At 35.0% G+C, this 6,975-nt stretch carries 10 protein-coding genes; 4 read left to right on the top strand and 6 right to left on the bottom strand.

The features are described from left to right. Window positions 1-460: 460 nt before the first annotated feature. From HMPREF0518_RS04235 to HMPREF0518_RS04265, 6 genes are all read right to left on the bottom strand, one after another. Entirely contained in the window at window positions 461-952 is a 492-nt protein-coding gene (locus HMPREF0518_RS04235) for a DUF5067 domain-containing protein (RefSeq protein ID WP_003626471.1), read from the bottom strand. 109 nt (window positions 953-1,061) lie between these two features. Continuing rightward, a complete protein-coding gene (locus HMPREF0518_RS04240; RefSeq protein ID WP_003626472.1) occupies window positions 1,062-1,421 on the bottom strand; it encodes a DUF6176 family protein in 360 nt (119 codons plus the stop codon). A 390-nt stretch (window positions 1,422-1,811) separates the two neighbouring features. Continuing rightward, window positions 1,812-2,435, bottom strand: a complete 624-nt coding sequence (locus tag HMPREF0518_RS04245; RefSeq protein WP_003626474.1) for an NUDIX hydrolase N-terminal domain-containing protein — start codon at window positions 2,433-2,435, stop codon at window positions 1,812-1,814. A 2-nt stretch (window positions 2,436-2,437) separates the two neighbouring features. Then, complete coding sequence (locus HMPREF0518_RS04250) at window positions 2,438-3,199, bottom strand: nucleoside phosphorylase (RefSeq protein ID WP_003626475.1); 762 nt, start codon at window positions 3,197-3,199, stop codon at window positions 2,438-2,440. 15 nt (window positions 3,200-3,214) lie between these two features. Beyond that, window positions 3,215-3,586: a cytidine deaminase family protein gene (locus HMPREF0518_RS04255; RefSeq protein ID WP_003626476.1), complete on the bottom strand. Its 372-nt coding sequence runs from the start codon at window positions 3,584-3,586 to the stop codon at window positions 3,215-3,217. Window positions 3,587-3,899: 313 nt separating this feature from the next. Further along, window positions 3,900-4,376, bottom strand: a complete 477-nt coding sequence (locus HMPREF0518_RS04265; protein WP_012211859.1) for a GNAT family N-acetyltransferase — start codon at window positions 4,374-4,376, stop codon at window positions 3,900-3,902. A gap of 171 nt (window positions 4,377-4,547) precedes the next feature. On the opposite strand from HMPREF0518_RS04265, the gene HMPREF0518_RS04270 reads away from it, so the two are divergent. The 4 genes from HMPREF0518_RS04270 (at window position 4,548) to HMPREF0518_RS04280 (ending at window position 6,943) form a co-directional block, all read left to right on the top strand. Continuing rightward, on the top strand, window positions 4,548-4,901 hold the full coding sequence (locus tag HMPREF0518_RS04270) for a hypothetical protein (RefSeq protein ID WP_003626482.1): 354 nt from the start codon (window positions 4,548-4,550) through the stop codon (window positions 4,899-4,901). A 61-nt stretch (window positions 4,902-4,962) separates the two neighbouring features. Further along, window positions 4,963-5,394 carry a hypothetical protein gene (locus tag HMPREF0518_RS10695; protein WP_003626484.1) on the top strand — a complete coding sequence of 144 codons (432 nt, stop codon included), beginning with the start codon at window positions 4,963-4,965 and terminating at the stop codon, window positions 5,392-5,394. Between the two features lie 39 nt (window positions 5,395-5,433). Then, window positions 5,434-5,673, top strand: a complete 240-nt coding sequence (locus HMPREF0518_RS10700) for a hypothetical protein (RefSeq protein ID WP_003626486.1) — start codon at window positions 5,434-5,436, stop codon at window positions 5,671-5,673. 88 nt (window positions 5,674-5,761) lie between these two features. Continuing rightward, entirely contained in the window at window positions 5,762-6,943 is a 1,182-nt protein-coding gene (locus tag HMPREF0518_RS04280) for an MFS transporter (RefSeq protein ID WP_003626488.1), read from the top strand. The last annotated feature ends 32 nt before the right edge of the window (window positions 6,944-6,975 follow it).

Genomic DNA, 6,975 nt, shown 5'->3' on the forward strand with positions numbered 1-6,975 from the left:
TCAAGAGTTGATCAACCTTTTTTATCTAAACAATAAATACCAAATTGCATTAAAAACCATACCACCTAGTGCCCACATCACACAGGTCTTCGCACGGAACTTATTGCGCTTAGCAATTGCGAAATAAATAGCCATGATAAAAACAATGAATGGGAACAAAAATGCCCAGAAAGCATCCCAATTTCCATCTTGATTTTGCGGTCTAGATTCTGGATAACGACGATTGCGATATTTATCAAAGTAATAAACAATAAATCAGGTTCCGATTAGAGCTACTAAAATGATTAACCATTGACGCATGATACTCTCTCCTATTACTTTTGAAGATGTTTAAATACTATATTTAAAATTTTAACCGTTACATCAAAAATAAAGGAAATTCTAGCTTTTTGCAAATATTAGACAATGAGTAGCAATTAAAAAAGCATTTGTCGTAACAAACGATAAATGCTTCTTCAATTTATTTAACTTTAAAGTAACGTCTAGCTGTTATTTGATTATAGCCTTTTTGAAATTCAACCTTGACCTTACTACGGTTTTCTAAAGTGAACATAATTACACCATTTTTAATAGTCTTGTGTGGCTTTAAATTATGTTCCATCTTACCTAATCCCTTAATTAATGAAGAAGAATTAGTTGCACCTGTGGTTAATTCCTGCCATTTTCCATGAACCTTCTGGTAAGCATTAACTCCACTGTAGTTCATCAGCATGTCACTCTTAACTGTCTTTTTACCATGGTTAGTAACATCTACCCACAGCACTAAAATCTTCTTTCCTTTAAGAGAAGATTTTCTTACTTGCTTCTTCTTAATATGAAAAGTGAGTGATCCACTTTTGACAGTCTTGGAAGCAGCTTGCACAGTCTGCGGTTTATCAACAACTGGAGCAACAGTCCCTACTGAAGCAGTTAACGCTAATGCCATTGCACCGACTTTGATAAATTTTTTCATAATAAACCTCCGTTATGTTTTTAAAATCCTATTCAAAATTTATCATATCAAAGGCTGGCATTATAAGGTAAGTGCGTTTTTAGGGAGTTGCACTTATCTTCTGACATTGTTATTTATTGTTTTTAATAATTTCCATCACGTTTGGTGCAATTAAACTTTGTTCTAAAACTAAATCAACTGGCTTATAGTCAGGATCAATACATTCATCCCAATATTTAAGGTGCTTTTTGTCGATATAACTCTCTGACTCTTCGACCGCACTACCATTTTCACCCTGTACTGAATACCAATAAAAATATGTATAACCATCTTCATTTTCATCTTTAAAAACAGTTTCGATATACATCTTTTCACCGGACATCGTGGCTACGGTATCTTCATGATGGCTATTCAAAAAATCCATCCATTCTTGAGCTTCCGCTTCTTTACCTTTTTTGATACGAAAACGTGTTAATTCGACTTGTGTCATTTTATTATCCTTCTATCTTTTTACCATTAACGTATTTTCTCTTAGCATTAATCACCATCTTTTATATTTGCACATTTTTTTGCAAAATCTAATTATTACTTCCGCAAGATCACACTTCTTAGTAATTTGTGGGAAATCTAACCACGATTTTATTGAAATAGTATTTGAGAACATATACTATACACCTTCTTAAATATACTGTGTCGATCTTTTTCTGAAATTCTCATCAAAATCAATCACGGTAACTTGATAATCAGTAGTTTTATTCGGATTTTTCTCATATCCGTAATCTGCATTAAATTGTGAAGCCATTTGACCAAGTAAATAGTCACCAATTCTGGTGTTAACTCACCTAATGCCATGACCGACCTTTTTCATTAAATGTATTTTCTAATCACACTCAACTTGAAAACCAGGATCTTTATATGCCTTAAAACAAGCCTCAATCTCATCAAGCGAATTTCTATCTGTACTCAAATTTTCTGGTAATTGATCATAAGCGAAATACTTACGAGTAGTGGTCTCAATATTTTTATTGAATTCACCACCGAGCGGTTTACAAAGAAAGAAAACGTGAACGACATTGTATGGGTAAATGGCTTCACTATGCTTATTTTGATCATAGATTCCGATAACTCTTTCAACTTCAATATCGAGTCCAGACTCTTCTTTGGCTTCCTTAATACAGTTTTCTTTAACAGACATATTAACTTCACACCAACCACCTGGAAGAGACCAGCTACCATCATTTTCTTGAACTAGAAGAATTTTATTATCCTTAAAAATGGCAGCTCGTGTCCCAAGCTTGGGAGTTTGATAACCAATTTCATTGCAAAATAAATCCTTCACTTTTTGCAAAGGTAAATCTGACTTATAAGTCATCATCTCCGCAGAAATATCGCGAATTTCTTGATAGCGTTCTAAATCAAAATCATCATTTCCGTAAGTTAGCCCAGCCTGTGCCAAGCTTTGCAATCTTTTCGCCCACTCAATTAATAAATCTTTATCTTCCATAGTTACACCCTACTCAAAATCTGCGAACAAACATCTAATCCTACAGCATGCGATTCATGTCCCCAATTGCGATAATCATAATTTTCAATATTAGCTAGTGAATCTGCAGTGAATAATATTTGTGCAAATTCAACTTTTCTAAATTGTGCACACGCCGCTATTGCTGCACACTCCATCTCAACCGTCACAGCTCCTAATTTTTGAAATTGTTTAACTTTTTTAGATGTTTCTCTGAAGAAACCATCTGTCGTCCAAGTGGTTATTTCATCGTAGTCCAAATTCATATCCGTAATTACTTTTCCAATTTCATTAAGATAATTAGATCTCATATCGATGAATTGTCCTGGTTCCTTATAGTAAAAGGAGGTACCTTCACCTCTAATTGCTTTCACAGGCAAAAACATAGCATTTTCTGGTAACTCTTTAATAGCACCTGCATTGCCAAAGGCTAAAACTTGCTTTACCCCATAAGCAATTAGCCAATAAAGCAACATCGTAGCAGCTGCCGCCCCTAAAGGAGCTTGACATAAAGTCATCTTTTCATGATTAATTTCTATTTCATAAATATTAGGTTGAAAAGATATTGTGTCATATTTTCCCAATACCTTATGAGGTACAGATTTTAAGAAATTCTCAATATCAGAAGCTGGAACAAACGCATACAACAATTTTGAATGAAATTTAAAAGGTAAATGCTCAACTTCTGGCTCAAGCACTGCATGTTGGTCATTATCAAAATCTAAAATAAATGGTTTTTCACTCATCTCTATTCCTCCAAATCATAACCACCATTCTGGGGTTAATTCACCTAATGTCATTACTTTATTACTCTCATAGTCCATCATCACTTCAACATTTTGATAATCTTTTTCCATCATCTGAACCATGAATTCGCGGCAGGCACCACATGGCGCACCATTTTTACCATCAGACATAAGCGCCAATACACGTGAGATTTTAGTTTCACCATTAGTAATCATATTAAAAAGCGCATTTCTTTCAGCGCATACGCCTAAAGTACAGGCTGTGTCAACACACACTCCGGTATAAATCTTCCCCGATTTTGACAATACTGCAGCGGCCACACCACCGGCTTCCATATGATCAGATATTTCATGGAACCCCTGTACTTGTTTAGCCGCTGGGAACATCTTTTGCCAAGTAGAGTCAGGGGGCTAGTTTATTTTCAATGTCTTTCATATTTTTCTCCTTTTAGTGCAAATACTTTAGCCATTGTAAAAATTAAAATCCAAATAGCTAAACTTAGTAACCAGAACCAGGAATTATTGGTCATCGTCAATGAGACTCCATTATTTACCGTCAAGTTCATTTTTATACCAAAAATTAGCTCAATAGTATGTAATCGCACATGCGTCCACAATGAAAAAACAAAATACAGCATAATGCAAATGCACCAAATTCCTACTACTTTAAAAATATTCTTTACAATTATATTCATCTTAATCATTCCAACTCCATTGTGTCCTCAGAAAAGACAACTGGAAATTCATCAGACCATTTTTCAGTCCTTGTTTCGGTTACCTTAAAGCCGAATTTCTGATATAAATTCTTGGCTCGTTCATTGTCAGTAAACACTACTAATCTTACTGGTCGCGGCAGCTTCGCCAAAGCGGTCTTCATCAATGCAGAACCAACACCTTTTGCCTGCATCCCTGGCAAAACATATAAGAAATCTAAACGGCGTCGTCCTAAACCGACAAAGCCAACAACTTGCTCATCTTTCTCAGCAACGTAAATATCACAGGACAAAAAATACTTGAGATATGGTGCATCTTTTAAAGAAACAAAGACTTGTTCCATCCCTGCTGTTTTAAGTTCCTGCATGCGTCCTTTATCCATAACCTTAGCCAGTTCATCAAAGTCTTCAGTTCTATATTTTCTAATCATGACTTCTGTCAAAACCAAATGCACCTCTTTCATTAATTTATTATAAGAAATAGATTTTTTTAATTCTATCATATATAATTTTAAGCAACACAATAAATTGTTGAAATGAGGAGATCGAGATGAGAAAAAACAATTAAGCTTGTTCAGCTACTACTAATAGCTTTAACTTTGCTGGTTGGGTTGTTTTGTGCAGCCACAGCATGGATGGCATTTAATAATGGTGATCAAAAGGTGATGTGCATCGCTCTGATCTGTGCGTTAATCTGCTTTGTCGGCTCTATTGCTTATTTGAAGATGGTATTAAATCCAATTAAAGAAGAACCAGAATTGGCAGAAGATCATAAAATAAAAGTTGCCGCAGCATATCAACCCCTTTCAATCTTAGATCACATGACTATTGGGATAAGTATTGTGGCAATGATTATATCTACCTACTTAAAAAATTCTAACTCCGCCAATTTACAAACCGCATTGACTATCTCTTTAACACTTTTTGCAGTTTGGCTGTTAGGCAATATAATCAACATCATTTGTTTACTTAGAACTTCGGAGAAATAATTTTATGAAAGGCCGCTGCAGTGTACCTTTTTTACTTTTATACTTGTATGGTGAATAAAAAATGAAACTTAGAAAAGTTAATCCTCAAACATATGAATTATTTGAAAATAATCAATCTTTAGGTACCATCTCTACTTACCGCAATCTTTTTCATGACTCTTGCATATACTTGAAGTTTAACTTAATTAAAATTCCAACCACTTCACCATTTGCAGAAATTAGGAAGCAAGAACAAAAACCACTACAAGTCATGATTGAATCTAGCCACACTAAACTCGTAGATTTTATGCTAAAAAATGGTTTCAAATGTAAAAGATATTGCTTTGAGGCTGAAGTTAGTGCTACTGACTTAAAGCATCCCTTAAGAACCAATTTTAAAGTTGTGCCTTTTATCGCTACTGATCCTATTTATTCAAAATGCTGCGATTTTCTCTATAAATATTACAAAACTACTCATGAATTAGTCTCACCTCTTACCGCTAGTAAGAATTAATTCATTACTGAAGTCCCAACAAGATCTGGATATTATAGTTTGGATAAACAGGGGCGACTCAACAATGCTGCTTTTACAGAAAATAATGAAATCGCTTATTTATGCTCGGTTGATCCTACAAACTGTTCATCTTTTATAGATAGTTTGTTAATTAAAATCTTCAAAAAATATTCCACTACATTTTTTGAAGCCGACGATACCGATTGGGCGGCTAGCGAATTACTTGATAAGTTTAATTATAAAAAGAATGAAAGTTTCAACACTTACATTTACGAGTAAGAGCTTTACCTTTTTAACTTTTTCTTAATATAATAAAAAATTATAGTATACTAACCTCAATACATATATCTAATTTGAGTTGTTGTGAATGTTAGAAAAGAAAACTTACCTATTATCTCGAGCCACCATGCTTTTATCCAATTCTCTCTTTGGCATGATCATCATCTGGTGGCTGCAAACCCAAACCGGCAAATCATCTTTAGTCGGCTTGACTAACGCGATTTTCTCAATTACCGCTGCCTTATCAATTTTTTACGGTCCAATTATTGATAAGCATTCCTTCAAGAGAACCAGTCAAACATCCCTATTAGTTCAAACTATCTTGTTATTCCTTTTAACGGCAGTGATGTTCTGGCTGAGTCACGACATAGTTTTGACCATTTTAATCTCTACTATTATGTCCATGTGCGATGAATTCTTCAGTCCGGCCGATCGTGCAATCCTTAAAGAAAGCGTCCCTTCTAAAAAAGATTTAAACAGCTTAATTTCAAAGTTGAGCATGATTGATCAAGTTGTGAATATCGCTGGTACTGCCCTTTCAGGTGTTTTATTGAGTCTTTTAATCGCTGGCCAATCGATGCTGGTTTGTAGCTGCTTAAGTCTGATTAGTATCTTCTTCCTGTACATTGCGTTAAGAAAAATTCCATCGACTAAACCTCAAGCAAACGATACTGATGATAAAACTAATAACTATCGCGCAAAAGTGTTCAGCGGCTTAAAGTATATTCGCCAAAATAGGTTTCTTAAATACTACTTTTGGTCATGTATCTGCTATTCCTTCGCTTCACCAGCGTTAATTATTCTCTTACCTAAACTAGCCGATAAGCTTGGCTCTGCTGGACTTTATAGTACATTCTATCTTTGCTTTGTCGGTGGCTTTCTCTTAGGAGCACTCATCTCGGGCAAGCTAACTCCTACAGTTAAAACGATCCCCTACACTTGGATGCTTAGTACCATTCCTTTATTAATGATGATCTTCTTCCTGTCTAATTGGCTTGCATTAAGTGTACTCATCGCCTTGTTTGGTTTTCTAACTAGTTTTCAAAATATTCTGTCAGAATCAATGATTCAGATTACTACGGAAGATGCATATTTAGGACGTGTGCTAACCACGATCCGCACTAGTACTTCAATTGGTGGTCCAATTAGCTCCGTAGTTGCTGGGATCATGCTCGATCATTCAGGCGATCAGATTTTAATTATTCTTTGCGCAGTATTCATCCTCATTGGTGGAATCAACATGCTATTTGCAAAAGAAGCGGCAAACTAAGCCGCTTTTTATTTTGTTCAAAGATATTTTAT

The sequence above is a fragment of the Lactobacillus helveticus DSM 20075 = CGMCC 1.1877 genome, assembly GCF_000160855.1.
GTDB lineage: Bacteria > Bacillota > Bacilli > Lactobacillales > Lactobacillaceae > Lactobacillus > Lactobacillus helveticus.

Coding starts and splice junctions, on each gene's coding strand:
- HMPREF0518_RS04235 (WP_003626471.1), bottom strand. CDS start 952: ATGAAAAAATTTATCAAAGTCGGTGCAATGGCATTAGCGTTAACTGCT.
- HMPREF0518_RS04240 (WP_003626472.1), bottom strand. CDS start 1,421: ATGACACAAGTCGAATTAACACGTTTTCGTATCAAAAAAGGTAAAGAA.
- HMPREF0518_RS04245 (WP_003626474.1), bottom strand. CDS start 2,435: ATGGAAGATAAAGATTTATTAATTGAGTGGGCGAAAAGATTGCAAAGC.
- HMPREF0518_RS04250 (WP_003626475.1), bottom strand. CDS start 3,199: ATGAGTGAAAAACCATTTATTTTAGATTTTGATAATGACCAACATGCA.
- HMPREF0518_RS04255 (WP_003626476.1), bottom strand. CDS start 3,586: ATGTTCCCAGCGGCTAAACAAGTACAGGGGTTCCATGAAATATCTGAT.
- HMPREF0518_RS04265 (WP_012211859.1), bottom strand. CDS start 4,376: ATGAAAGAGGTGCATTTGGTTTTGACAGAAGTCATGATTAGAAAATAT.
- HMPREF0518_RS04270 (WP_003626482.1), top strand. CDS start 4,548: ATGGCATTTAATAATGGTGATCAAAAGGTGATGTGCATCGCTCTGATC.
- HMPREF0518_RS10695 (WP_003626484.1), top strand. CDS start 4,963: ATGAAACTTAGAAAAGTTAATCCTCAAACATATGAATTATTTGAAAAT.
- HMPREF0518_RS04280 (WP_003626488.1), top strand. CDS start 5,762: ATGTTAGAAAAGAAAACTTACCTATTATCTCGAGCCACCATGCTTTTA.